The organism is Actinobaculum suis, assembly GCF_900102025.1.
Lineage (GTDB): Bacteria > Actinomycetota > Actinomycetes > Actinomycetales > Actinomycetaceae > Actinobaculum > Actinobaculum suis.
On sequence record NZ_FNAU01000008.1, the window covers coordinates 13,532 to 37,865 of the forward strand.

Consider the following 24,334-nt stretch of genomic DNA (forward strand, 5'->3'; position numbering starts at 1 on the left):
GGGTAGGAGTAAACGTGGATATCGGATGGAAAGTTGTAAGCGCCGGAGTGGGCCTTGTGGCCGGAGCTGTAGCAAACCGCGTAGTGGACGTGGCCTGGAAGGCCACGTTCGGCAAGGAATCGCCCAAGTCTGACGATATTGAAGTGCCGATCGTCGAAGCGGTTGCTTTCGCCGTGGTCTCCGCGGGCGTTGCTACCTTGGTTTCGCAACTATGCCAGCGCAAGGCTGCCCAGTGGTACGGCCCGGTACTGGATCGCGCCCAAGCCTAAATAGCCAGCTCTTGCGCCTCTCATCAGGCGGGCTACAATAGAGAAACATCGAAACGACAGGGGAGCGCCACGGTAGGCGCTGAGAGTGCGAAAGAACGCAGACCCTCGAACCTGATCCGGGTCATGCCGGCGAAGGGAGTCGAGATTTCTCTCCCCCGCATTTGTTGCGTGCCTTAGCTACGTCTTGGTCGCGTGTTTTGGTTGCGTCTAAAGCGGCACCTTAGCTGCGTCTAGTCGCCTCTGAGCTGTGCTTAGCCGCGCTCTGGCCGCGCTCTGGCCGCGTCTAAGTTGCGTCTTAGGTGCGTCCTGGCGGCGTCTAAGTAAAACGCGGGCGCATCTTCAGGCGGCAAGCAAATGTGGGGCCCTCCAACCTTTTCCGGAAAGGACGGAGGAAAATGGTACGTCGCGTACATAAACCAAGTAAACCAACCAGTACCTTAACAACGAGCACTTTATCAACCGGTACCTTTACAGCCAGCGCCTTAACCAAAATCGCTGGACTGTTGAGCGTTATCACGCTCGCGCTGGCCGGATGCAGTGGGAACCCAAATACGGCCAGCACTACAAATGGCCAAAACCCCACCACTTCCGAAAACGTTCCCGCGCCTGGCACGAATGGAAACAAAAATGGGGGCAAGGCCGGCGTCGTCACGGTGATGACGCACGATTCTTTCAATGTACCGCCAGAACTGATCTCTAAATTTGAAGAAGAGAGCGGGTCCCGCGTGGTGCTCACAGCGCCTGGCGATGCTGGTACCGTGGTCAACCAGCTTGTGCTCGCGGAGGGCAAGCCGGTTGCCGACGCCGTGTACGGCATCGATACGTTTACGGCCTACCAGGCACTCGACGCCAACGTGCTCGAACCCTATACGCCCGCGGCATTAGCTACCATCGCGAATACCTCCGGCACTGCGAATAGCGCTGCCACTGCGGGTACAGCCGGCACCGCGAATACCGCCGCCACTACGCCGGATCAAGATAGTGCCGCGCCTACCGGCCAGCACCCGGCGCAACTGGATGGCAAACTCACCCCTATCGACCATGGGGAAGTATGCGTGAACTATGACAAAAAGTGGTTTGCCGATAATAATCTGGCAGTGCCAGAAACTTTTGCGGATCTAGTTGAGCCGCAGTACGCAAAACTGTTGGTTACCACCAACCCGGCGGCGTCTTCGCCAGGCTTGGCTTTCTTGGCCGCCACCGCCGAATATACCGGCCAGGATCGGGAAGCCTTGCGCGAATACTGGCAGCAGTTGTTCGCGGGCGGCACCCTGGTAGAGGAAAGCTGGGCGGATTCTTATAACGCCGATTTTTCGGCTAAGGGGAGTGGGGAATATCCGCTCGTCGTCTCCTATTCGAGCTCGCCGGCGGCCGAAGAAGGTGCCACCGGGAATCTGCCACAAACCTGCATCCGGCAAACCGAATATGCCGGAGTACTGCGCGGAGCCAAAAATCCGGCCGGTGCGCAGGCCTTTATTGATTTCCTTTTGAGCCCGGACGTACAAGCGGCGATCGCCCCGAATATGTACATGTACCCGGTGGCCGATGTGCCACTACCGGAAGCGTGGGAGAAGTATGCCCCGCGAGTAACTAACCCGATCGAAACCGACCCGAAAACCTTCGGGCAAAACCGCGCCGAACTAATCCGCGACTGGCGGGAGGTGGCCGGGCGGTGAGTACCGGCACGAGCACAGACCAGGCCGGTGCAAGTGCCTACCGCGATACCGAAAATACTTGCCACGCCGCAACCACCTGGCGTAGCGGCCGGGGTGGTGGCTGGCGTGGCGGCCGGGGTGGTGGCTGGCGTAGTGGCCGGCCGCGCTGGGCACGCCCCTGCGTATTCGGGATTTCGTTGCTCCCCTGCGTTTTCCTTCTGGTGTTTTTCGCCTGGCCGGTACTGGCCATGCTCGGCAAAGGGATCGGCGCCCACGCGGCCGCGGCGAGCGTTCTTAGCAACCCGCGTACTTGGAAAATCTTTGGCCAAACCTTGTGGATGGCCGCCGCGGGCACCATCGGTTCCCTATTTTTCGGCATTCCTGGCGCGTACGTGCTGTACCGGTTACGCCTGCCCGGCCGCCGTTTCTGGCGGGCGCTTAGCATGATCCCCTTCGTGCTGCCCACGGTCGTGGTCGGCGTGGCCTTCCGCGCCCTCCTCGGCCCGGCCGGCCCCTACGGCTTCCTCCACCTAGACAAAAGCACCTGGGCAGTGGTAGCCGCCATGGTGTTCTTCAATTTTGGGGTGGTAGTACGCACCGTCGGTTCCCTGTGGGAAACTTTGCCTCCTCATAACGACGCCGCACGTACGCTCGGTGCCAGCCCGGCCCGCGCCTTTTTCACCGTCACTTTGCCAGAACTGGCTCCGGCCATTGCCGCGGCCGGCGCCATGGTGTTCCTCTTTTGTTCCACCGCCTACGGCTTGGTGCGGACTTTAGGAACACCCGGCTATGGCACTTTGGAAACCGAGATTTATACGCAAACCAACACTTTTCTTGATCTGGAATCCGCGGCCATTTATTCGGCCCTGCAACTGGTGGTGGTGTTAGTGGCCGTGGCCGTAGCGAACTATTTCCGCAACCGTACCCCGCTGGCTTTGCGGCGCCGGCCGCTGCGCCGGCCGGGCCGGGCCGATGTGCCAGCAATAGCCATTACCGGATTTGCGTTGGTATTCCTCCTTGCCGTGCCCATCGCTAACTTGGTGTTGGCGTCTTTGCGGCGTGGCCCGGCCTGGAGTTTAGCTAATTACACGGATTTGGCGCGGGCCGCGGCGGGCGGGATTAGCGTGCTTGAAGCGCTGTGGAATTCGGTGCGGGCGGCGCTCGGGGCGGCGGCGGTGGCCTTAATTATCGGCGCCATTCTTGCTTTTGTGCTCTCCCGTGGGGTGGCAAGTAACCCGCCGCCGGCGCGGAGCGGGCAACGCGGGCAGCACAGGCAGAACAGCCCGCAAGTGCGGAGCGGGCGGATCGGGCGGTGGTGGTGGCAGGCGCTGGAAGGCCTGTCTTTGATGCCGCTCGGGATTTCTGCGGTGACCTTGGGTTTTGGCACTTTTTTGACCTTGCGTTTGGCGGTGGAAAATACCCAGATTTTGGTTCCCGCAGTACAAGCGGTAGTAGCTTTGCCGTTGGTCACGCGGGCCATGCTCCCGGTGTTACGGGCAATTAATCCGCGCCTGCGGGAAGCTGCGGCTTGCCTTGGTGCCGGCCCGGTCCGCAGTTTTTTGACGGTAGACGCACGGATGGCGCTCCCAGCTCTCGGGGTTGCCGCCGGCTTTGGCCTCGCGGTAGCACTAGGCGAATTTGGGGCCAGCTCATTTTTGGCCACCGGCACCAACCAAACCTTGCCGGTATTGATCGAACGTCTAATTAATCGGCCCGGGCCCGGCAACTACGGAATGGCCATGGCCGCTTCCGTAATCCTGGGCGGGCTATGCGGCGGGCTCATGCTCCTTTGCGAAAGCCTCAGCACTCGCCGGCCCGCTGGCGCGGACAATAAGCGGAAAGTAGTAGCAGACGCTGCTGCGCGTGCCGGTGCCCAGTCGGTGAATGCCCAACCGGCCAGCGCGCGGCTCGGCAGTGCCCAGCCGGCGAGTGCTAAGCCGGCGAGTGTCAAGCCGGCCAGTGCGCAGCGTGGCAGTGGCCAGCTGGCGAGTGCTAAGCCGGCCAGTGCCCAGCCGGCGAGTGTCCAGCCGGCCAGTGCCCAGTCAGCCGGCGCGCGGTGTGCCGGCACAAACACTAACCACTTGCGGGAAGGAGAAAGCCAAGATGCTTGAGTTACAGGATTTTTCGGTACGCTATCCGGATGGTTTTGTGGCTGTTCGCGGCGTGGAACTCACCGTAAAAACTGGGGAAACCGTGGCCTTACTAGGAGCTTCCGGTTCGGGGAAATCTTCGCTGCTACGCGGAATTGCTGGTTTGGAAGAAACCACGGGGAGCGCGCGGATCAACGGCGTCGATATTACTCATACACCAACCCATAAGCGCGGCGTGGGCATGGTGTTCCAAGACGGCCAGCTTTTCCCCACCCGGAATGTGGGCCGCAATATCGCGTACGGGATTGAAAAACATTTGCCGGCCGCCCAAGTGCGGGAAGAAGTAGCTCGCTGGCTGGCCATTATTGGCCTCGAAGGTTACGAGAGGCGGCCTATTACCACGCTTTCCGGGGGCCAGGCACAACGGGTGGCGCTGGCGCGAGCTTTGGCTCCGGCCCCGCGCGTCGTCCTTTTAGACGAACCACTATCCGCACTGGATACGCAACTGCGCGGGGAACTCGCGGTTTTTATCCGGCAACGTTTGGCCGCCACGGGCACCACGGCGGTGTACGTAACACATAATGAAGAGGAAGCGGAAACAGTCGCGGGCCGCGTCCTGCAAATGCGTGACGGCGAGCTATGGGCCCAAAGCCCCGACAGAGTAGACTAGCGGGTATGGTCCGAGAAATAACTCCGGCGGAGGTGGCGGAATGGGCTGAGCGCGCCCTCGCACACGCCACGAATATTCGGCAACGCGCCGGGCTTTTAGACGCTGTTTCAGGGCCGGCTTTCGCCACTGAACTACGGGATGAGTTCCGCGTCGGCTTACCGCGCGACGATAGGACTTTCGTCAATGCGGATCTTTCCCAATGGATTTGGATTTCCTCGCAAAAACGTTTAACGGTGCGCGATGCCCGGGTGGAGGCCGCTGAACCGTGGCTACCAGCTTTGCGGGAAGCTACCGGCGGGAAAGAATTCACGATTTCCACTTTCGCGGGTTGCACGGATGCCGATCCAATACTTGCCGCCTGCCCGCACCGGCTCCGTTCGATCGAAATGGCCGCCGCTTTACCTTCCATTGCCGTGGTTCCCGCCGGCACGCCAGACGTCACGCTACGGACGATGACCAGCCGGGAACTGCGCGATTTCCTCGAAATAACTTCTGATGAGCTGGCCGAACAACAATTGGGCACACATCCGGATAAAACCTATCCGGAACTTAAAAAACGAGCTTTGCTGCGGGCACGCCACCAACTTTCCGACGGCGTTTCCACTCCCGGCCACGAACTGTTTGCGATCGTGGTGAACGGCCGGGATGTTGGGGGCATGTGGGCACAACAGGACGGGCCGCGCGTGCGCGTGTGGAGTCTAGTGGTGTACCAGGACTACCGCGGGCGTAGCTATTCACGTGCCGCCCTGGCCCAAATTGCTATTGCTATGAGCTTCCGGGGCGTGCGATTTATGTCAGTCCCACTGGTTTCCACAAATACGCACGCCCGGAGCATCTTCGAACTCGGCGGATTTAAACTCGCCCGCAAAAACTTCTGCGCCCGCGCCGTGGAAGCGTAAAAGATCGGCGTAGAGGCGCGTTGAAACGCCTCGCGCCCGCGCGCGCTGGTCCACCCCGCGTCTAACTATCTTCTACGCAAAGTGCGCGGAGGCCTGGGTGAGCCGGTCCAACTGGGCTTCGCTAAGTTCCAGCTTCGGCGCCGCCATTAGCGCATCGAGCTGGGAAACCTTGGAAACGGAGGCGATCGGCGCCGTCACGCCTCGGGCAAGCTGCCAGGCGAGCCCCACCGTGGTGGGAGCCGCCCCAACCTCTTCCGCAACCGCCACAAGCTCATCCACCACGTGGAAAGCTTCGGCGGAAACGTAACCGGAAGTCATATCTTGCCGCTTCACCCCGTCCAAATCTTCCGCCTTCCGGTATTTACCGGTCAGCATCCCGGAAGCTAAAGCGAAATAAGAGAAAGTAGCAGTATTGTATTCGCGTGCCAGCGGCAGGAAACTCTGCTCAAATTCGGCGCGATGCAAAAGGCTATACTGCACCTGCAAGGCAACCGGTTTCGTATCGGCCAGCTCGAACCATTCCCGCATCCGTTCCGGCGTGAAATTCGAAAGCCCAATCGCGCGGATCTTCCCGGCTTCCACGAGCTTCTCGAAAGTTTCCACTTGCTCGGCTACGGGCACTTCCGGATCGTCGTAGTGCAAATAGTACAGGTCAATATAATCCGTGCCCAAGCGCGTCAAAGATTCTTCGACGGCGGCCTGCACATTCGCGCGGGCCAGGCCTTTACGGCTCGGCTTACCTGCTACCTTGGTGGCCAGCACGATCTGTTCCCGCTTGCCCGATTTCTTGAACCAATCGCCAATAATCTTTTCGGAGGCGCCGCCTTCGCCGTCGTACCACGAAGGATAGCTATCGGCAGTGTCCAAAAAGTTCCCGCCGCGCTCCACATAAGCATCCAAAATATCGAAGGCAACCGGCTCGGTAGCCGTCCAGCCAAAGGGGTTAGTACCTAAATTGAGTGGGAAGATTCCCTTCCCCGCAATAGTGAGTTCCATATGTGAATATTACGCTATATACCCGCGGGCGTATCGCAAAGAATTGACTTCGCAGGTGCATTCGGTGGCGATGGAGATACCGGGCGCGAGTTTGCCATCCGCGCGCAGTTCGAGCAGCACCGGCACCACCCGGTCCCGTAGCGACCACGGGTCGATTGTGTTCACGTAAATCTTGGTTCCGCCTTCGAAGCCGGCCAGGGTGGAAACGCGCCATTTGATGAGCACGCGCCAAGGGGCTGGCACGTCCATATCGATTGATTTGGCATACCACTCCTCGTTTGTGGGTACGTCTGGGCCGGTGGCGGCGTGCATGGCGTGCACGAGGTCGGAAACATCGCGGAATTCGGCCTCGCTCAGATCGAATGGTTGCTGAGCTTCGGAACGGGACCACACTTCCAAGGTGGGGTAGCGATGGCCGAAACCGGCATAGGCCACGGCATGCTCATTTTCGGCTATTACCAGGTTTTGGTAGCCCGCATAGTCTGGCCCGTATTCGTTGAAGATATTCGGGTTTTCGCGGATGCGCGGCACCTCGTATTGCTGGTTGACGGAACGCGAATCGATAGAGACTAGCTGTTTGTGCAGGTGGTCGAAGGAAGCTCCGGCCGGTTTTAGCCAGTTTTGGAATACCTGCACGTATTTCACGTAGCGGTTTTGTGCATACAACTGGGCCATCGCATCCGCCGTAATCTTCATGTAGACATAGTGCTGTTCGGGCGTCATAGTGCCAGAACTGAAACGTTGGCTACGGTCGGTAGCGCCGGGCAGGTAGTGATCATGTGCCACGATTAGATCATGCCCGCCCCCAAAGAAGGGTTCCGCCAGGTCTAGTTTTTCCCGTTCGGAAAGCTCGTTCCAGGTTTCTTCCGGCATTTTCGAGGCCAGCGCCTTTTGCCTTTGTACGGAAAGTACGTGCGCCCGGCCGGCCGGATCAGCCACGTAGCGTTCCATGTGCTCACGCGCCGCGGAAGGCATGGTGTACCCGTAGTTTTCCGTCCAATACGAATAGGGCACGATTTCGAACAGGTTGGGAATGCGGCGGAATTCCCACGGATCTGCTAGCACGTCTACCGGCACATTGCGGGTGATATTGCCCTGCGCATCAATCCGCGATTTTTCGGGCGGAGTTTCCAGCACACGGTCCGCGCAAAAAGCGCAATATTTGCCGGGCTCGCCGCTAAGCGGCCCCGACTCTACGGCGTCGAGCCGTAAAGGCCGGTCGGCACGCCCCGGAACCGTCCACACTTGGGTTCCCGAAAAAGGATTGCGTTGTTTGATAGTGCCATCAGGCAGTTTAGAAATAGGAGCGGCGATATCAAAGTGTTGCACCATGCGTATGCATCCATTCTCAGGTACCGCCACGCGCGGTAGCGGTACTGTTAGTTTCCTCAGTTTAGGGGTGAGTATTTTTCCTTCCCGGTTCTAGAACGTAGTAATCCCCATCCGTGCTAGAACGTAGTAATCCCCGCCGGTTCTAGAACGTAGTAATCCCCATCCGTGCTAGAACGTAGTAATCCCCGCCGGTTCTAGAACGTAGTAATCCCCGCCTGGGCGAGCGTCATATAGGCCTGGTGTACGAAAGCGGAACGGATCTGAATCTCGTAGCTATTGGCGCGGGTAGTGCGCACGGAAGCAAAATCGCGCCGCCCACCTTGCAGTTTCTGCGCCACCGCGTTCACGATACCGCCTAAAATTGCGCCCACACCGGCGCCCATGAGCAGTGCCTGCCCAGCTACTTGCGGCATAAACAGCACCCAGAACAGGCCGATGAACGCGCCCCACAGTGCGCCACTTAAAGCACCCATACCGCCCGCGCGCAAAGTGGTCATCCGCCCGGTTACCTGTTCCACGGACTCTAGATTTACGCCCACGATCCGCGCGTTCTGAATAGGGAAGCCCGCATCCGAGAGCGTGTCGATAATATGTTCAGCTTCCGCGTAGCTGGAAACCTCCGTGATAGACCGGTAATCATGATCAGCGCCGGGATCGTACCGCCGCCCGCCAACATTTTGACTCATGTTTAAAACTGTAGGCGATCAGGTGATCTGTAAGGTAGGAGCTGTGAAACTTCCGCGTCAAATTTGGGTCTTAGTCTGCACAGCTTTCCTCATTGCCGTCGGTTACGGCGTGGTGGCACCGGTTTTGCCAAATTACGCGCAAAGTTTCGGGGTTTCCATATTTGCCGCCAATGCAGTAGTTTCAGTATTTGCTTTCTTCCGCCTGCTCGGCGCTCCACTTTCCGGGAAGGTCAGTTCTACGGTGGGGGAGCGCAAGGCCTACATGACGGGGATTTCTATCGTCGCTGTTTCCTCACTGGCCTGCGCATTTGCCCCAAATTACGCGACCTTGTTGATATTGCGCGGCTTGGGCGGCTTGGGCTCGGTAATGTTCACGGTAGCGGCATTGGCCTTGATTATCCGGTACGCGCCGGCCGGTGGCCGCGGGCGCGCCTCCGCCGCCTATTCCGGGGCCTTCCTGATCGGTGGCATCGTGGGCCCGGCGCTCGGCGCTTTACTGGCACCGCTAGGAATGCGGGCGCCGTTCATTTTGTATGCGGTAGCGCTATTCATCGCCTCCTTTGTGGTGGGGTATGCCACGCGGCACGGCGCGGTAACGGGTGGTGCGCCGGCTGGTGCGGAGGATACAGGTGATGCTGGTTCTGCGAGCAGCGTTGCCGATGCCGGTGTTGCCAGTGCCGAAAGTTCTGGTGCCGGTGGTTCTGGGGCCGATGTTGCCGGTGCCGACGCCGCTGACCGCCCGCGTTTAACCTTGCGCGCGGCCATGAAATACCGGCTTTTCTGGCATTGTTGTTACACGCAGTTCGTGCAAGCCTGGACCAATTTGGGGGTCCGTAATTCTTTGGTGCCGTTGTTCGCGGCGTCGTTCGCTACCGGGCCGGCGTGGTTGAGCGGCGCAGTTTTGGCGGCTTTCGCGGCGGGTAATGGGGTGGCTTTACTGTTTTCGGGCCGGCTCTCGGATCGTTTTGGCCGCGCGCCCGGCATGGTGTTTGGTTTGCTATGCGCGGGTACATTCACCCTGGGGATGGGTTGGATGAACTGGCCTTTGCTGTTGGCCACAGCCGTTTGTGCCGGCTTTGGTTCCGGCTTTATTCAGCCCAATGCGCAAGGGGCGATTGCGGATATGGTGGGGGACCGCGAAGCATCGAATGTGCTGGCCGCTTTCCAGGCGGCTGGAGATGTGGGCCAAATCTTGGGCCCGCTAGTGGCGGGGGCCATCACCGACTCTTTCGGCTACGGCCCGGCCTTCCTAATTTCTGGCCTGCTCACCCTTTCTGCCGCACCGCTCTGGCTGCGCCGGTGGCGGCGCGATAAACGCGAACGCGGCGCAGAAAATACGCGCATCCAAAGCTAAGCTGCTTGGCGGGCCAGATCGGCGGCGCCGATAATTCCGGCGTCGTTGCCTAAAGTGGCCAGGCGAATCGGGGTGGGCGGGCGGTGATCGGAGGCGCTCAGGTACTGCGGGAGCTGTTCGAGCACCGGGTCAAGCAACAAGGAACCGGCTTCGGAAACGCCGCCCGCTAGCACCACGACCTGCGGATCGAGCAAAGAAATCAGGTTGCTTACGCCTATCGCCGTGTAGCGCGCGACGGTCCGGAAAATATCGAGCGCCATGGGATCGCCGGCTTGGGCCGCGGCCGTTACTGCCAGTCCGGTGGCCTTGCCGTTGCCGTGCGCGAGGATCGTTGCTCCGCTTTCCGGGTCTGCGGCGGTGCGTTCCACGGCATACCGCGTGAGGGCCGTACCGGAAGCGAAAGCTTCCCAGCAGCCCGGTTTGCCGCACCCGCAAATCGGGCCTTCTGTGGCCAGCCGCATATGCCCAATTTCTCCGCCAAAACCGGAGTTGCCGCGTACCAGTTTTCCGTTGGCAATAATTCCGCCTCCCACACCGGTACCAATAGTGACGGCGACGGCGGAAGAAGCGCCGGCTGCGGCTCCGAACTTGTATTCACCCCAGGCGGCGGCGTTTGCGTCGTTTTCCACGATCACATCCACGCCGGCAATAGCTGCCACTTCCTGGCCGAGCGGTTCATTTACCCAGGAAAGATTGGGAGCAAAAATAACTGTGGAACGATCGGCAGATACATAGCCAGCTGCGCCAATACCTACATGTTGAGCACCGCTATCGGCAAAATCCAGGATGCTGGCCGCTACCGCCTGGGCGATTGCTTCCCGGTCTCCCGCCGGAGTTTCCCGCCGCACGCGTTCAATAATTCTTCCGGACTCATCCACGAGCCCGGCGGCAATCTTCGTGCCGCCAACATCCACACCGATGCTCAAACTCATGCTCACAATCTTACTGCACGAAGCCGGGCGAACTCTACGCAGGCGCGTGCTGGCCCGGGTGTGTGTATTTCCGGGTGTGTGGATTTGTTGCGGGAAAGGGTTTGTGGCGGGGCACGAAGTCGAGTTCTGTGGAAACACACCTACATGAAGCAGACTGTGGAAAGAGAGGAAAGCGTACGAACAAGCCGGTACGATGTATGCAGAGGAGGTGGCGCGTATGGCGCAATCGTGGGTCCTTTCCGTAGAAGAAATGCTCGAACGTAATCAAGCGGAAGCAAAAGAGGCTTCTGCGCAAGAATTACTTGTGCCCTCGGCAGCGCGCGTCACCGAGCAACCGGCAGGGCAAGATTTTTCGGCATATGGGGCTGCCGCAGCAGCGCAGGAGATTCTCAACCGTGATGGTTGCTTGAATGACGTCTGGCGTTTCTGTGTATTACAAACCATTGACTACTACAACATGGCTGTTAAATTCCAGTGGGATGTGGCGGAAGTTTTCCGAGAGCAACCGGAAACTGACGTTGCTCCTGCCAAAGCCGCGCTAGCGTCATTAGCTGAGTTCCTTTCCGCGCGAGATGGTTGGAAAGCTCCCGGCTGGGCAAAGCAGGAAAAAGCGCTCGATGTGCCGTGGTTTCCGATGGAACGGCCTGAATACACTCTAAGCGCGCACGCTTATGAGGAAGCTCGAGTGGAATCGCCACAGGAATTCGTGCATCGCAATATTTTCATTACTCTGCGGGATCTCAATCGGGTATGACTACACCAGATTTTACGCGCGAAGATTTCGCTGGCCTGTTTTCCGAACTTGCAGAGGTCCTAAAAAGTGCCGGGCATAGGGCTCAGATTTTCGTGGTTGGTGGTGCGGCTATGGCGCTCGCGTATGACGAGGAAAGAACGACTCGCGACGTCGATGCACTGTTTACAAATACCGGGGCAACGCGACAAGCGGCGCTCGTGGTAGCTCGTCGGCATGGTTTGCCAAATGACTGGCTAAATGATGCGGCAAAAGGCTTTTTGCTCGGTAACGATCCAGCTCCAAAAACCATATTCGAGTTCGAAAACCTAATTGTGCAGGTCGCGTCTGCAGAGTATCTACTCTCAATGAAGCTAATGTCCGGTCGCCCAGGTCGAGATTACAGAGATGCAGCGCTGCTTTTTAACGTGGCTGGGTACACAACGGTTGAAGAGGCCGTGAATCTGCTGGAAAGAACGCAACCTGCATCACTCCTGCTGCCAAGACATCGATACATTTGTCTCGAAGTGGCACAACTTGCGTTGGAGTTGCGAGGAGAAACGTCTGCAGACGGCGATGGTCTCCAAGGCTAGTAAGACCTACATGTGGTCATGAAACGTAGCGCTGAGCGTGCGCGACCTGTGCAAGGCACCGAGAAAAATCCGACTTGCTACTGAAAAGACGCCAGCCCGCCAGCCGGCAAATTTCGCTATGCGGTGAAGTACGTAAAAACTCGCGGGAATAAAACTCCGCACCCTAAAGTTGAGTTAGGTGGACTCAAGAAAAGGGGAGTCGGCTGGACATAACTTCGGTCGATGATCCAAACTTGGGAATGAACTGATATTGACCCCGAGAGCGCTACGGCGCGAAGGTGAGGAAAAATGGCACGAGCAGTAGGAATCGATCTGGGTACCACCAATTCTGTGGTAGCCGTACTGGAAGGTGGCGAACCGACGGTTATCGCCAATGCGGAAGGTTCGCGTACCACCCCGTCCGTCGTCGGCTTTTCGAAGAACGGCGATGTACTGGTTGGGGAAGTGGCGAAGCGCCAGGCGGTAACGAATGTGGACCGCACGGTTTCTTCCGTCAAGCGGCACATGGGTGAGGACTGGAAAGTCACGATCGACGGCAAGGATTACAACCCGCAGCAGATTTCGGCCTTCGTTTTGCAGAAGCTGAAGAAGGACGCCGAAGCCTACTTGGGTGAGGAAGTAACGGACGCGGTAATTACGGTTCCGGCTTACTTCAATGATTCCCAACGCCAGGCCACGAAGGATGCCGGCACGATTGCCGGTTTGAACGTGACGCGTATCGTTAACGAGCCGACGGCGGCCGCACTCGCCTACGGTTTGGAGAAGGGCAAGGAAGATGAAACCATCCTGGTCTTCGATCTGGGTGGCGGCACTTTCGATGTGTCCCTGCTGGAAGTTGGCAAGGATGAAGACGATTTCTCCTTTATCCAGGTGAAGGCCACCAGCGGTGATAACAAGCTGGGCGGTGACGATTGGGATAACCGGATCGTGGACTGGCTGGTCCAGCAGGTCAAGGCCAGCTCCGGCGTGGAAGTTTCGGGTGACAAGATCGCCATGCAGCGCCTACGCGAAGCAGCTGAAAAGGCCAAGATTGAGCTTTCGGCGGCAACCAGCACGCAGATTACCCTCCCGTATCTTTCGATGACGGAATCCGGCCCGGTGAATGCTGATGAAACTCTTACCCGCGCCAAGTTCGAAGAAATGACGAAGGATCTGCTTGAGCGCACCAAGGCTCCGTTCAATCGCGTGATTTCCGATGCGGGCATTTCCGTGGGCGATATTGACCATGTGGTGCTCGTGGGTGGTTCTACTCGTATGCCGGCCGTAACGGAAGTGGTCAAGGAACTCACCGGTGGTAAGGAACCGAATAAGGGTGTGAACCCGGATGAAGTGGTGTCCGTAGGGGCGGCTTTGCAGGCCGGCGTGATTACCGGTGACCGCAAGGACGTGCTCCTCATCGACGTCACCCCGCTTTCCCTTGGAATTGAAACCAAGGGCGGCGTGATGACCAAGCTGATCGAGCGTAACACCGCTATTCCGACCAAGCATTCGGAAGTCTTCTCTACCGCGGAAGATAACCAGCCTTCGGTTTCCATTCAGGTGTTCCAGGGTGAACGTGAGTTCACGCGGGATAACAAGCCGCTCGGCACCTTTGATCTGACGGGTATTGCCCCGGCCCCGCGCGGAGTTCCGCAAATCGAAGTGACCTTCGATATCGACGCCAACGGCATCGTGCATGTTTCGGCGCGCGATAAGGGTACCGGTAAGGAACAGTCGATGACGATCTCGGGTGGTTCGCGCCTTTCGGATGAAGAAATTGATCGCATGGTCAAGGACGCCGAAGCGCACGCCGAAGACGATCGGAAGGCAAAGGAAGAGGCCGATACCCGGAACGAAGCCGAACAGGCCGTCTACTCCATCCAAAACCTCATCAAGGATAACAAGGATAAGCTTTCCGATGCCACGGTAACGGAAGTGCAGGCAGCGGCCGATAAGGTAACCGAAGCGCTCAAGGGTACAGATGTTGAGGCCGTGCGTAGTGCTCTTACCGAACTGAATGAGAAGGCGCAGAAGATCGGCCAGGAAATCTACCAGGCCCAGCAAGCCGAACAGGCCCAGCAGGGTGATAGCAGCTCCACTGCCGGAAGCACGAAGACTTCCGGGGGCGACGACGACGTAGTAGACGCCGAAGTTGTGGATGACGAGGGAGGCAATAAGTGACACAAGAGAATCTGAATCAACACGACGAGGGCCCGGAAGAGGTGCCCGCCGGCGCGGATTCGGGTACTCATGTGGCTGATACCTCCGCTAATTCGGCTCCTGCGCCCCAAGCTGGCGGCGCCGAGGCGGCGGCCGCATCCACAGAAAGCGGCGCGCCGGCCGAAGCTGGCAATACTGCTGAGGCTGGTGCCGCTGGCACGTCCGGTACCGCCGGCGCGGACGGCGTAGCTGGTACAGCTGGTGCAGCTGGCGCGAGCACCGCGAATGCAGGTTCTGACGCGGATGCAGGTTCTGCCACGGATGCCGGTTCTGGCGCGGAGGATGATTCCGCGGCGGAAGAGGGCTTGGCGGATGATCCTTTGCAGGGTGCGATGGATACCATCGCTCAACTGGAGGATCAGCTCAAGCGCGCGCAGGCTTCCCTGTATAACACGGAGGCGGAGTACAACAACTACGTGAAGCGGTCAAAGGCCGAATTCCAACGCCACCGCGAAAGCGGCGTGCAAAAGGTACTCGAAGCGCTTTTGCCCGTGCTTGATGATGTGCAATTAGCTCGTGACCACAATGATCTGGACGGCGGGGCTACCAGCCTCATTGCCGAAAAACTGGAACAAACCCTGTTCACGAATTTCGACGTGAGCCGGTACGGGGCAGTTGGCGATCCCTTCGATCCGGAACTGCACGAGGCCCTCATGCATGAGACCTCGGCCGAAGTAGAAACCGAACAGATCAAAACTCTCATCCAGCCCGGCTACAAGATTGGCGAGCGGGTAATCCGCCCGGCCCGCGTCGGCGTCGTCTCTCCCGAATAGTGCGGCGCCGGGGCTGTACCGGCACGAGAGAGAGTAGTGGTAATCGAAACGAGAACAGAAGGGAAAGGGGGCGAGCTGGCAGGTGCTGGTTCGCCCCCGCAGAGGAAAATAAACACGCATAGTAAGCGAGGGAGGTGAGAGGCGTGGCGGCAAGTCAAGACTGGTTAGAGAAGGATTTTTACGCGGAACTAGGTGTTAGCAAAGACGCGTCTCAAGACGATATTAAGAAGGCCTACCGCAAGCTTTCCCGCAAATGGCACCCGGATCGGAATTCCGGTTCGAAGGAAGCGGAAGAAAAATTCAAGAAGATCGGCGAAGCCTACCAGGTTCTCTCTAATCCCGAAGAACGCAAACAATACGATGCTATTCGCGCCCTCGGGGGCGGTGGCGCGCGGTTCCGGGCTGGCGGGAGCGGTTCGGCGGGGGATGCCGGAAGCTTCGAAGATCTCTTCTCCGCCATGTTTGGTACACCTGGGGCTGGCGGGAGCGGCAATACGCACAGCTGGACTTATCGTTCTGGCGACGGCGGCTTCTCCGACCCATTCTCCGGGCTTTTCGGGGGCAGTACCGGCGGTTTTGGGGGCTTTGGTTCCCAGCGGCGGGCCACTCGCGGCCAAGATTTCCAAGCGGAGATTTCTTTGCCTTTGCGGCAAGCCGTTGCGGGCGCTACCGTGAAAATAAATACCCGCCAGGGTAAATCGGTGACCGCGCGCGTACCGGCCGGAGTGAGCGATGGGCAGACCATTCGCATCCCCGGGAAGGGCGGGCCGGGTACTAATGGCGGGCCGAACGGGGATATCCTCGTGAAGATTCACGTGGAACCCCACCCGGTGTACGAAGTTGACGGCGATGACGTTTACGTCAACTTGCCGGTCTCCTTCTCCGAAGCTGCCCTGGGGGCAACGGTTACCGTGCCCACGCTCGAAGGTAAGCAGGTACGGGTGAAAATCCCGGCCGGTTCTTCTACCGACAAAGTGTTGCGGGTGCGCGGCAAAGGGCTGAAGAAGAAAAACGGTATCGGCAACGGCAATATGTACGTGCGTATAAAGGTCGTGGTACCGAAGAAGATGTCTGCCGAAGCGGCACGTGCCGTCGAAGATTTCGCGCAGGCCACCGCAGGTGCCGATCCCCGTGCCGATTTCGCGCAGCTCGCCGAAATGTAATGCAGCTCGCCAAAATGTAATATTGGCGCGAAACTTCGGGAAACGATTCTGGTGGGGTAGTGTGCGTGGCGTGCTGCCCCACCAGTCACCAATATGTGGAATATGCGGAATATGTGAAATATGTGGAGCGGAATAATATCCGCCCCCGAAAAGTTTATACGTATAGGGCTTAGCGGAGCTTAGAGCTTAGCGGGGCTTAGCGGGGCTTCGCAAGAGTTTTACACGTACAAGACTTAGTTTTACACGTACAGAACTTTGTAAAAATAGTGCAGAAATAGTACTGCAAGAATAGCGTGGGAGGGGAGAAATGGCGGGGCGCGATTCAGCACTTTTGACGGTCTCGGTTGCCGCAGAACTGGCCGGCATGCACGCGCAAACACTGCGGCAATACGACCGCCTGGGAATAGTAGTGGCACGGCGTACCAAAGGTGGAGGCCGGCGCTATTCACTAGCAGACGTAGAAAAACTGCAGGAAGTACAGCGGATGTCACAAGAAGAGGGCATCAACCTGGCCGGTATTTCCCAGATTTTAGAACTTAGAGAAGAGATCCGGAAGCTCGAAGAAAAACTGACGCGGGCTCACAACCGGGCCGCGCGCCTGCAAGCAGAACTTGATGCTCGTAAGGCGCGCGAACGGCGGGTTTTTGCTACCGGCTCGGATGGTTCCACCATCCAGGCTCCTTCGCCCGAACAGCTGCGCGCTTACCTGCGAGCCATGGCTACCGAAGCACAGCTACGCACGCTCGCCCAAATCGAAGCGGCCGGGCCCAACCAATCCACCAAGGCCCTCGTACCTTATGTAATGCAGTAAGGGCTTGCGAGGCTATAAAGCTCGTTATGCCGTAAAGGCTTGCGGTGTTATAAAGCTTGCGGTGCCATAAGAGCTGCAAAACTTGCAGATCGCCGAACCGCTCCCGGTCTCGCCTTTCACGACTAAAACTCACCTCGGCGCTATCCAAAATAAGCGCGGCGTATCCAGCCGCGTGCACATAGCAGTAAAAAATGGCCCGTGCCCGCCAATACTGGGCACGGGCCTAAAATGCCGGCCCGCAAGTTTGCGTTCATTTTCTGTTTGGGAAATCTTTATTCGTCTATGTTGCTATCTGCTACGGGGTGCGAAACTATCGCAAGGCAATTAATTTGAAGGACCGGGTTAACGGGTTTTGCGGGGCGCGAGAGGAGTAGTGTGAGGAGCGCAATGCCCGGTTCGAAGAACTCTGTGCAGTTGGAAAGATGCTGCGCAGTTTCGAAGCACGATGCCAGCTTTCGTAGGGATTGCGGGTGTTGCGGTCTTCCCCCAGAGTTGTGAGAAGTGAAAGGCACAAGTAGTGAAGAAAATAGCAACTGCGGTAGCCGCGTGGATCGCCGCTGCCGCCGTCGCGGTTTCACCACTCGTTTCTACGCCTCCCGCCATCGCCTCACTCGATGGCCAAGGGCTAGTAATTAACGAGGTGTATACCCGAGGTGGTTCCCAAGGGTCCGCCTATAACAAGAAATACGTAGAGCTTTATAATCCCACCGCATCTGAGGTTGACCTCACCGGTCTTTCTCTCGGTTACACCACTGCTAAGGGCCGGCCGCAAGAATCGCTGGCTTTGGCCGGGAAGATTCCGGCCGGTGGTTTTTATGTGATAACTGCCGGCGCTAATAATCCGGGTGCGGGTGAAGCGGTGCCGGAAGACGCAACGGCGTCGTTCAATTTGGCGGCAGGTGGCGGCACGGTAGTGCTGGCCCCCAGCGATACCATCGCGCAAGTTCCCACGCAGGGAGATGTGGCGGGTAACGCGCAGGTGGTCGACGCCGTTGGTTGGGGCACCGGTGTGGTTTACGAAAAGGCACCCGCCGCGGCGCTGAGCAGGGCACAACGCGATGCCAACTCTTATTCGCGCACAAACGGAAAAGACACCGACGATAACTCCGCCGATATCAGCGCCTTACCGGCCACTCCCGGAAAGGCAAATCAGGCTAACGGCGAAGACGCAGCTACTGGAGAAGCGCCCGGTGGCGAGGAAACCACCGCACCAGAAACACCTACGATTGTGCCGATTCGGGATATCCAGGGCCCGGGTGATACCTCGCCGCTAGTAGACCAGGTGGTTACCACGCAGGGAATGGTCACCGCGGCTTACCCGGAAGGTGGGTTCAACGGCGTCTACATTCAAACTCCGAATGTGGAACACGATGGTGAGCGATCGGACGGGATTTTCTTGCACGGCAAGGGAATCGCGCAGGGCGTGGCCACCGGCGATATGGTCGAAGTAACCGGTACGGTTGCGGAATACTACGGGCTCACCGAAATCAAGGTGGAAAACTATAAGAAGATTGCGGCTCCGGAAGGAGCACAAGTTAAGGAAACTGTGATTCCGTGCGGCTCCGTTGCGGAACAGATGGAACCGTATGAGGGCATGTTGGTCAGCGTGAGCGGCCCGCTTACCGTTACGGATAACTATTCCACGAACCGGTATGGCGAGATCACTTTGGCTTGCGGGGAAGAACCGTTGTGGCAGCCTTCGGAGAAATATAATCCTTCCACGCACCCGGTAGAAATCGCGGAATTGGCAGCCGCGAATGAAAAGAACCAGATCCGTTTGGACGATGGGCGCTCGCAAGCTTTCCTCGGCCGCAATTCGGATCCAAATGTGCCGCTCCCGTATGTTTCGACTACCGATCCGGTGCGGGTGGGTGCGCCTGCAGAAATGCAAGGCCCCACGATTTTGGATTACCGCAATAGTGCATGGAAGTTGCAGCCGCGTTTCCCGGTCACCTTGAAAGATGGTACGGACCGTAGCCAAGAAGTAGTGAAGTTTGAGAATACGCGGACGGCTACGCCCGCAGAGGTGGGCGGCGATGTTTCTATTGCTGCTTTCAACGTGCTCAACTACTTCACCTCGCTAGGTGAAGACCAACAAGGTTGCCGCGGTTACACGGATCGGGAAGGTAAAACCACCGGCAGCGCGAACCGGTGCAAGGTGCGGGGCGCTTTTTCGAAAGCCGCTTTCGAACGCCAGGAAACTAAGATTGTGCAGGCAATTTCCGCGCTCGATGCGAGCGTGGTGGGTTTGCAAGAAATTGAGAACACTGCGCGGGTGACGGGTGATAATTCCCGCCGGGATGAAGCTTTGGCCCATTTGGTGGGAGCACTGAATGAATATGCGGGCAAGGATGTGTGGGCGTATGTGAAATCGCCGGCACAGCTCCCGCAGGGAGAAGACGTAATCCGTTTGGCCTTTATCTATCAGAAGGCGAAGGTGACGCCGATTGGTGATTCGCAGATTCTCGATGACGATATTTATCGGGGTACTGCCCGCCAGCCGCTAGCCCAAAAGTGGCAAGCTTTGGATGAGGCAGGCAACCCGGCCGGCAAACAGTTTGTGGCGATCACGAACCACTTCAAGTCCAAGGGGTCTTTGGCCGCCGGCCACAAGGATGATACGGACGAATACCAGGGCAATAATAATAAGCTCCGCACCGCGCAGGCGCAGGCTTTGTACCGGTGGGTGGAGAGCGAGTTCGCGGATACCCCGGTATTCTTGCTGGGCGATTTCAATTCCTATTCGCAAGAAGACCCGATCCGGGTATTCACCGATTCCGGGTATTCGGATATCGGTATCGACAAGGCGCCAGGCCACTTCACGTATCAGTTCTCGGGCAGGGTCGGTTCGCTGGACCACGTGCTCGCTAACCCGGAAGGGGCCAAGCTCGTGGAGGGAGCAACGGCCTGGAATATTAACGCTCCGGAATCGATTGCGCTCGAGTATTCGCGCTACAACTACAACGTCAAGGACCTGTGGGATCCGCTAACCCCGTACCGGGCTTCTGATCACGATCCCTTCAAGTTCGGGATCAAGGTGTTCGACGCCGCTCCCGAGCCGCAGCCGACGATGCCGGCCCCCAAGCCGACGACGCCGGTGGCGCCGGAGACTACTGCGCCGGTAACGCCGGAACCGACTGCGCCGGTAACGCCTGAGCCTAAGGAAACAACGCCGGAACCGCAGCCGACTACTCCCGAGCCGCAGCCGACCACCCCCACCCCGGAACCGACTGCGCCGGTAACGCCGGAACCTACGGCTCCGGTAGAACCGAAGCCAACCACTCCGGCATCGGCTCCGTTGCCATCGCAGGATCCCTCCGGTTTCCTGTATGTGAATACTTGGGGTAAGCCGGCAGCCGATTACACCTTCAATTACGGGAATCCGGCAGATGAAGTCTTTTTCGGCGATTGGGATGGTGACGGTATAGATACGCCGATGGTGCGCCGGGGTAATTTGTTCCTAGGTACGAATGCGCGTAACGGGATTGCCCAGTTCGAATTTGCTTACGGTGTGCCCGGGGACCGCGTGATCGTGGGAGATTGGGATGGAGACGGCAAGGATGGCCTCGCCGTCGTGCGGGGTAACCAAGTGTTGTACCGCAACTCCCTGACTTCCGGAGTGGCGGAAGGCCAGGTCAATTATGGCCATGCGGAAGATACCCTCCTGGCTGGCGATTTCGACGGCGATGGCCGCAGCGAATTGGCAGCTATCCGCGGGAGTCGGATTTTCGTGCAGGACCAGCTGAGCGATACGCGGGGCCGTATCGAATTTGCGTACGGTACACCGGGCGATACTTACCTGGTAGGTGATTTCGACGGCGACGGCGCGGCCGGCATCGCGGTGAAGCGCGGCAATACCTTCTATCTGCGCAATGCTTTGCGCACGGGGGTTGCGGAAGGCGAATACTCCTACGGTAACAGTGGCGATATTGCCTATTTGGGCGATTGGGACGGCAACGGTACGGAAACCCCGGCGGTAGACCGGCGCTAGCTGAAGTTCGAGCTAAGGCTGGCGGCCTGCTCGGAGGTAGCTAAATGCCAGTTGCTATGGCACATGCAACCGAGGCGGGGAGATATTGCTCTTAGGCAATATCTCCCCGCCTGGCTACATCTCCCCGCCTCGCCTGGCTACGCAGTATTAGCGGCCTCTTGGTTCTGACGCCTTCTAGAAGCGCGATTGCGGATGATTAATTCTCCACACCAGTAGAGGTTAATTCCGCCTAAGAGACTGGTGAACAGCATGGCGGTGTCAAAATATGAGACTCCTGGCCGGGCCACCTTCAGGGAAACATAGCCCAAGACGATAGCGAAGGCGGTCAGTTCATGTAGCAAGTACATGTCGTCTCCTTTGACCTAACGCCTGATTGCGAATCTATCTTATACCCGCGCTGTGAAGCTGGTAATGAAGATTCTGGGCCAATTTGATTAGCGTGCGTTGGTGCGCTTTTCCATGTTCGGTGGGCTGTTGCTGATGATGTTTATTCGCCCGCAGAAGCGCGGTTTAGGTGCGGGGAAGCTCCTGGCCGGGGCAGGTCTCTAGTACCTCGACCATGGCCGCGCGTTCTTCTGCAGTTACCGCAATCTCGTATTTTTGTTTCACAGCTACTTGCCGGGAGACGTATTCACAATGGAAAGCGGTGTTTGGCGGTAGCCAGGAAGCGGCATCCGAGTGGCCTTTCGATTCATTTTCATGCCCGGAAACCGCGAGCAGATTTAGCGGATCTGTGGCCAGGGCGAAGCGTTTCGCGGGAACCCACTGGGCCGCGCCTTTCTCCCAGGCGTCGTACAGTGCCACCACGTGATCGATTTGCACCGAGTTTGGATTCTTTTCTCGGTTGAAATGAATCTTTTTGCCCGAATACGGGTCGTTGAGCGTTCCGGTTCCCACCACGCAATGCGGTGGCGTATTCTTCCCTTTCCAATATTTCGGGTTCTGCAACTGCTGGCCCAAAATCTCGTTGCGTTCATTGCAACCGTCACCGTCCGTATCCGGCCAGCCGTGCCCCAAACCAAATTCGGCGCGGTCATAGTCTTTGCCCTGCGTATCCGTGTTAGCTGCCGTGGCGGCGGGCAGATTGCGTGCCGCGGTGAGTGCGTCTCCGCCGGCTACTGGTTGGGAAATAAAATCGGTGGGCTGTTGCGCCTCTTGCCCGGCCTTGCCCCAGGAAAACGAATCCACAACGAGCGCGCCGAACACGAATAGCACGATCAAAAGCATGATAAAGCGATTCGTTTTCCGCATGCGTTCCTGTTTACGCCGGCTCGGAGCCCGCCGTTTCCCAGTTTTTGGTCCCCCTTCGCCAGGCCGGGAAGAATTGCCGACGCCGTTCAGCGTGCGTTGCAGTTTCTCCCTGCGGGCGCGGTTCTGGTGAGAGTCATGGTGGCTGGGTCGGAAAGATTGTGCCATTGCCCCAGGATAGCGCGCTGCGGCGTCGGCGCCACTAAACACCGCCTACCGCACAGTGCTTGCCGCGCGCTACCGGCGGTGGAATCCGCGCTACTCGCCGCGCGCTTCCCGCTACCGCACCTCCTTTCGAAGCCCTAAAGTTGCGGTGCAGAAAACCTGCCGCCGCGGGTGGCAGAGGTCTAGACTTGGTGTTTATTGGCATGAGCGAGGCGGCTGGTTTCCGGCGGAAATCGCGGCCGCACGGCTAGGCGCACGAACATGCGCTCAGCGGATGCGAATAGCGGATGCGAACAGTGGAAAGGGAGAGAATGGCGCAGGCCCTCAACTCGGAAAAGATTGCCGAATACGCAGAAAAGTTCGCGGCAGACGCGCGGGCACGGATCGTTCAGAACGCGGTCACCCAAACGCCGATCGCAAAGGTAGCGGAGGATCGTGAGGTCATTAACTCGATCGATCCTTCGATGTCCGTCAAGGTAGATAAGTGGCCGGTTACGAATCAGAAGAAATCGGGGCGGTGCTGGCTGTTTTCCGGGCTAAATTCTTTTAAGGACGCAGTGTATGCCGAAACCGGGCTGAAGAATTTTGAGTTCTCCCAGAACTACCAACATTTTTATGACAAGCTCGAAAAGGCCAACTATTTCCTCAATTCTATGATTGAGCTGGCCGATTCCACTTCGGAACGCGATGATCGCACGGTTCACTTCCTGCTTTCGGATCCGATTGGTGATGGTGGCCAGTGGAATATGTTCGTGGCTTTGGTGGAAAAGTACGGCGTGGTTCCCAAGTATGCGATGCCGGAAACCGAATCTTCCTCCAATACCGGCGCGATGAATCGCACCCTGGAAATGTTGCTGCGGCGCGCGGCGCGCGATATTCGTAACGCGCCGGCGGGGGAGCGCGAAGAAATCCGGGCCACCACGATGGAACAGGTCTACCGGGTGCTTGCTATTCATTTGGGCACCCCGCCGCAGAAGTTCCTTTGGCAGTGGGAAGATAAAGACGGCGAGTTCCACCGCGAAGGCGAGTTCACGCCCCAAGAATTTGCGCGTAAGTACGCGCCGAATCTGGGCGAATACGTGTGCGTGGTAAATGATCCGCGCAATGCATACGGCAAGCTCTACACGGTAGACCGGCTCGGCAATGTGGTGGGCGCCAAGCCCGTCACCTACTTGAATGTGCCGATTGCAGTGATCCGCCAGGCGGTTATTGCCGAACTGCAAGATGGCCGCCCGGTATGGATGGGCTGCGATACCACCAAGCAGGCAGACCGCGACCGCGGTATTTGGGACGGTCAGCTCTACGACTACGAAGGCACCTACGGGATCGACCTGGAGATGTCGAAGGCGGATGAGCTTCGCTTCGGCGAATCTATGATGACCCACGCCATGGTCTTCACCGGGGTGGATCTGGTGGATGGCCAGCCGCGCCGCTGGCGGATCGAAAACTCGTGGGGCGAAGGAATGGGCGATAAGGGTTTCTGGACCATGAATGATTCCTGGTTCGACCAGCACGTATTCGAAATCGCGGTGCCAGCTTCCCGCCTGCCCGAAGAATACTTGCCCGTACTGGAAACCGAACCTGCCGTACTTCCCGCTTGGGATCCGATGGGTTCGCTCGCCCGCGGCTAAGACCCACCGCATCGGTACCCGCGCGGTTAGCGGATGAATCGGTACCCGCGGGGTAAGCGGGTGAATCAGTACTTGCGCGGTAAGCAGGTAAATAGGTACTCACGCGGTAAGCGGGTGAATCAGTACCCGCGCGGTAAGCGGGTAAAT

Annotated in this window: 21 protein-coding genes and 1 riboswitch; of the genes, 15 read left to right on the forward strand and 6 right to left on the reverse strand. The window is 58.3% G+C overall.

Features of this window, described 5'->3' with window-relative positions; all coding sequences use genetic code 11:
• Positions 1-14: 14 nt before the first annotated feature.
• From BLT47_RS05295 to BLT47_RS05315, 5 genes are all read left to right on the forward strand, one after another.
• The gene (locus tag BLT47_RS05295) at positions 15-269 is read left to right on the forward strand and encodes a DUF4235 domain-containing protein (RefSeq protein ID WP_074662486.1); all 255 of its coding nucleotides are present in this window, start codon (positions 15-17) and stop codon (positions 267-269) included.
• A 48-nt stretch (positions 270-317) separates the two neighbouring features.
• Positions 318-424, forward strand: a riboswitch (TPP riboswitch).
• 348 nt (positions 425-772) lie between these two features.
• Complete coding sequence (locus BLT47_RS05300; protein ID WP_256332540.1) at positions 773-1,945, forward strand: thiamine ABC transporter substrate-binding protein; 1,173 nt, start codon at positions 773-775, stop codon at positions 1,943-1,945.
• Positions 1,942-4,035, forward strand: coding sequence for an ABC transporter permease (locus tag BLT47_RS05305; RefSeq protein WP_074662489.1), 2,094 nt, complete (start codon positions 1,942-1,944; stop codon positions 4,033-4,035). The genes BLT47_RS05300 and BLT47_RS05305 overlap by 4 nt, the downstream gene beginning before the upstream one ends.
• Positions 4,028-4,684, forward strand: coding sequence for an ABC transporter ATP-binding protein (locus BLT47_RS05310; protein ID WP_074662492.1), 657 nt, complete (start codon positions 4,028-4,030; stop codon positions 4,682-4,684). Before BLT47_RS05305 ends, BLT47_RS05310 begins: the two co-directional genes overlap by 8 nt.
• Positions 4,685-4,689: 5 nt before the next feature.
• Complete coding sequence (locus BLT47_RS05315; RefSeq protein WP_143021779.1) at positions 4,690-5,583, forward strand: GNAT family N-acetyltransferase; 894 nt, start codon at positions 4,690-4,692, stop codon at positions 5,581-5,583.
• 72 nt (positions 5,584-5,655) lie between these two features.
• On the opposite strand, the gene BLT47_RS05320 is transcribed toward BLT47_RS05315, so the two are convergent.
• From BLT47_RS05320 to BLT47_RS05330, 3 genes are all read right to left on the reverse strand, one after another.
• The gene (locus tag BLT47_RS05320; protein ID WP_074662497.1) at positions 5,656-6,579 is read right to left on the reverse strand and encodes an aldo/keto reductase; all 924 of its coding nucleotides are present in this window, start codon (positions 6,577-6,579) and stop codon (positions 5,656-5,658) included.
• A gap of 9 nt (positions 6,580-6,588) precedes the next feature.
• The gene (locus BLT47_RS05325) at positions 6,589-7,911 is read right to left on the reverse strand and encodes a DUF4921 family protein (RefSeq protein WP_074662499.1); all 1,323 of its coding nucleotides are present in this window, start codon (positions 7,909-7,911) and stop codon (positions 6,589-6,591) included.
• A 194-nt stretch (positions 7,912-8,105) separates the two neighbouring features.
• Positions 8,106-8,597 carry a general stress protein gene (locus tag BLT47_RS05330; RefSeq protein WP_049620031.1) on the reverse strand — a complete coding sequence of 164 codons (492 nt, stop codon included), beginning with the start codon at positions 8,595-8,597 and terminating at the stop codon, positions 8,106-8,108.
• Here BLT47_RS05330 and BLT47_RS05335 point away from each other — a divergent pair.
• Entirely contained in the window at positions 8,596-9,951 is a 1,356-nt protein-coding gene (locus BLT47_RS05335) for an MFS transporter (protein ID WP_074662502.1), read from the forward strand. The two genes, BLT47_RS05330 and BLT47_RS05335, sit on opposite strands and share 2 nt — an antisense overlap.
• Here the strand turns inward: BLT47_RS05335 and BLT47_RS05340 are convergent.
• Entirely contained in the window at positions 9,948-10,883 is a 936-nt protein-coding gene (locus BLT47_RS05340) for an ROK family glucokinase (RefSeq protein ID WP_074662505.1), read from the reverse strand. The two genes, BLT47_RS05335 and BLT47_RS05340, sit on opposite strands and share 4 nt — an antisense overlap.
• Positions 10,884-11,100: 217 nt before the next feature.
• On the opposite strand from BLT47_RS05340, the gene BLT47_RS05345 reads away from it, so the two are divergent.
• The 8 genes from BLT47_RS05345 to BLT47_RS05375 all read left to right on the forward strand — a co-directional run bounded on the left by BLT47_RS05345 (position 11,101) and on the right by BLT47_RS05375 (position 21,143).
• Entirely contained in the window at positions 11,101-11,637 is a 537-nt protein-coding gene (locus BLT47_RS05345; RefSeq protein ID WP_141670134.1) for a hypothetical protein, read from the forward strand.
• The gene (locus tag BLT47_RS05350; protein ID WP_049620027.1) at positions 11,634-12,206 is read left to right on the forward strand and encodes a DUF6036 family nucleotidyltransferase; all 573 of its coding nucleotides are present in this window, start codon (positions 11,634-11,636) and stop codon (positions 12,204-12,206) included. The genes BLT47_RS05345 and BLT47_RS05350 overlap by 4 nt, the downstream gene beginning before the upstream one ends.
• A gap of 288 nt (positions 12,207-12,494) precedes the next feature.
• A complete protein-coding gene (gene dnaK / locus BLT47_RS05355; protein WP_074662511.1) occupies positions 12,495-14,366 on the forward strand; it encodes a molecular chaperone DnaK in 1,872 nt (623 codons plus the stop codon).
• Positions 14,363-15,178, forward strand: coding sequence for a nucleotide exchange factor GrpE (locus BLT47_RS05360; RefSeq protein ID WP_256332541.1), 816 nt, complete (start codon positions 14,363-14,365; stop codon positions 15,176-15,178). The genes dnaK and BLT47_RS05360 overlap by 4 nt, the downstream gene beginning before the upstream one ends.
• 143 nt (positions 15,179-15,321) lie before the next feature.
• Positions 15,322-16,341, forward strand: coding sequence for a DnaJ C-terminal domain-containing protein (locus BLT47_RS05365; RefSeq protein WP_074662654.1), 1,020 nt, complete (start codon positions 15,322-15,324; stop codon positions 16,339-16,341).
• Between the two features lie 307 nt (positions 16,342-16,648).
• Complete coding sequence (locus BLT47_RS05370) at positions 16,649-17,152, forward strand: heat shock protein transcriptional repressor HspR (RefSeq protein WP_049620025.1); 504 nt, start codon at positions 16,649-16,651, stop codon at positions 17,150-17,152.
• 82 nt (positions 17,153-17,234) lie between these two features.
• Positions 17,235-17,480, forward strand: a complete 246-nt coding sequence (locus BLT47_RS09720) for a hypothetical protein (protein WP_221884753.1) — start codon at positions 17,235-17,237, stop codon at positions 17,478-17,480.
• Positions 17,481-17,669: 189 nt separating this feature from the next.
• Positions 17,670-21,143, forward strand: coding sequence for an ExeM/NucH family extracellular endonuclease (locus BLT47_RS05375; protein ID WP_074662514.1), 3,474 nt, complete (start codon positions 17,670-17,672; stop codon positions 21,141-21,143).
• Positions 21,144-21,280: 137 nt separating this feature from the next.
• On the opposite strand, the gene BLT47_RS05380 is transcribed toward BLT47_RS05375, so the two are convergent.
• Both BLT47_RS05380 and BLT47_RS05385 read right to left on the reverse strand, forming a co-directional pair.
• Positions 21,281-21,490: a hypothetical protein gene (locus BLT47_RS05380; RefSeq protein WP_074662517.1), complete on the reverse strand. Its 210-nt coding sequence runs from the start codon at positions 21,488-21,490 to the stop codon at positions 21,281-21,283.
• 163 nt (positions 21,491-21,653) lie between these two features.
• The gene (locus BLT47_RS05385; RefSeq protein WP_143021780.1) at positions 21,654-22,559 is read right to left on the reverse strand and encodes an HNH endonuclease family protein; all 906 of its coding nucleotides are present in this window, start codon (positions 22,557-22,559) and stop codon (positions 21,654-21,656) included.
• A 308-nt stretch (positions 22,560-22,867) separates the two neighbouring features.
• On the opposite strand from BLT47_RS05385, the gene BLT47_RS05390 reads away from it, so the two are divergent.
• Positions 22,868-24,187, forward strand: a complete 1,320-nt coding sequence (locus BLT47_RS05390; protein ID WP_074662520.1) for a C1 family peptidase — start codon at positions 22,868-22,870, stop codon at positions 24,185-24,187.
• Positions 24,188-24,334: the final 147 nt, after the last annotated feature.

Bases quoted from the DNA above. Each gene is read 5' to 3' on its own strand.
- BLT47_RS05390 (WP_074662520.1), top strand. From the start codon at position 22,868: ATGGCGCAGGCCCTCAACTCGGAAAAGATTGCCGAATACGCAGAAAAG.
- BLT47_RS05315 (WP_143021779.1), top strand. From the start codon at position 4,690: ATGGTCCGAGAAATAACTCCGGCGGAGGTGGCGGAATGGGCTGAGCGC.
- BLT47_RS05340 (WP_074662505.1), bottom strand. From the start codon at position 10,883: ATGAGTTTGAGCATCGGTGTGGATGTTGGCGGCACGAAGATTGCCGCC.
- BLT47_RS05330 (WP_049620031.1), bottom strand. From the start codon at position 8,597: ATGAGTCAAAATGTTGGCGGGCGGCGGTACGATCCCGGCGCTGATCAT.
- BLT47_RS05345 (WP_141670134.1), top strand. From the start codon at position 11,101: ATGGCGCAATCGTGGGTCCTTTCCGTAGAAGAAATGCTCGAACGTAAT.
- BLT47_RS05385 (WP_143021780.1), bottom strand. From the start codon at position 22,559: ATGGCACAATCTTTCCGACCCAGCCACCATGACTCTCACCAGAACCGC.
- BLT47_RS05350 (WP_049620027.1), top strand. From the start codon at position 11,634: ATGACTACACCAGATTTTACGCGCGAAGATTTCGCTGGCCTGTTTTCC.
- BLT47_RS05380 (WP_074662517.1), bottom strand. From the start codon at position 21,490: ATGTACTTGCTACATGAACTGACCGCCTTCGCTATCGTCTTGGGCTAT.
- BLT47_RS05320 (WP_074662497.1), bottom strand. From the start codon at position 6,579: ATGGAACTCACTATTGCGGGGAAGGGAATCTTCCCACTCAATTTAGGT.
- dnaK (WP_074662511.1), top strand. From the start codon at position 12,495: ATGGCACGAGCAGTAGGAATCGATCTGGGTACCACCAATTCTGTGGTA.
- BLT47_RS05310 (WP_074662492.1), top strand. From the start codon at position 4,028: ATGCTTGAGTTACAGGATTTTTCGGTACGCTATCCGGATGGTTTTGTG.
- BLT47_RS05325 (WP_074662499.1), bottom strand. From the start codon at position 7,911: ATGGTGCAACACTTTGATATCGCCGCTCCTATTTCTAAACTGCCTGAT.
- BLT47_RS05335 (WP_074662502.1), top strand. From the start codon at position 8,596: ATGTTTAAAACTGTAGGCGATCAGGTGATCTGTAAGGTAGGAGCTGTG.
- BLT47_RS05370 (WP_049620025.1), top strand. From the start codon at position 16,649: ATGGCGGGGCGCGATTCAGCACTTTTGACGGTCTCGGTTGCCGCAGAA.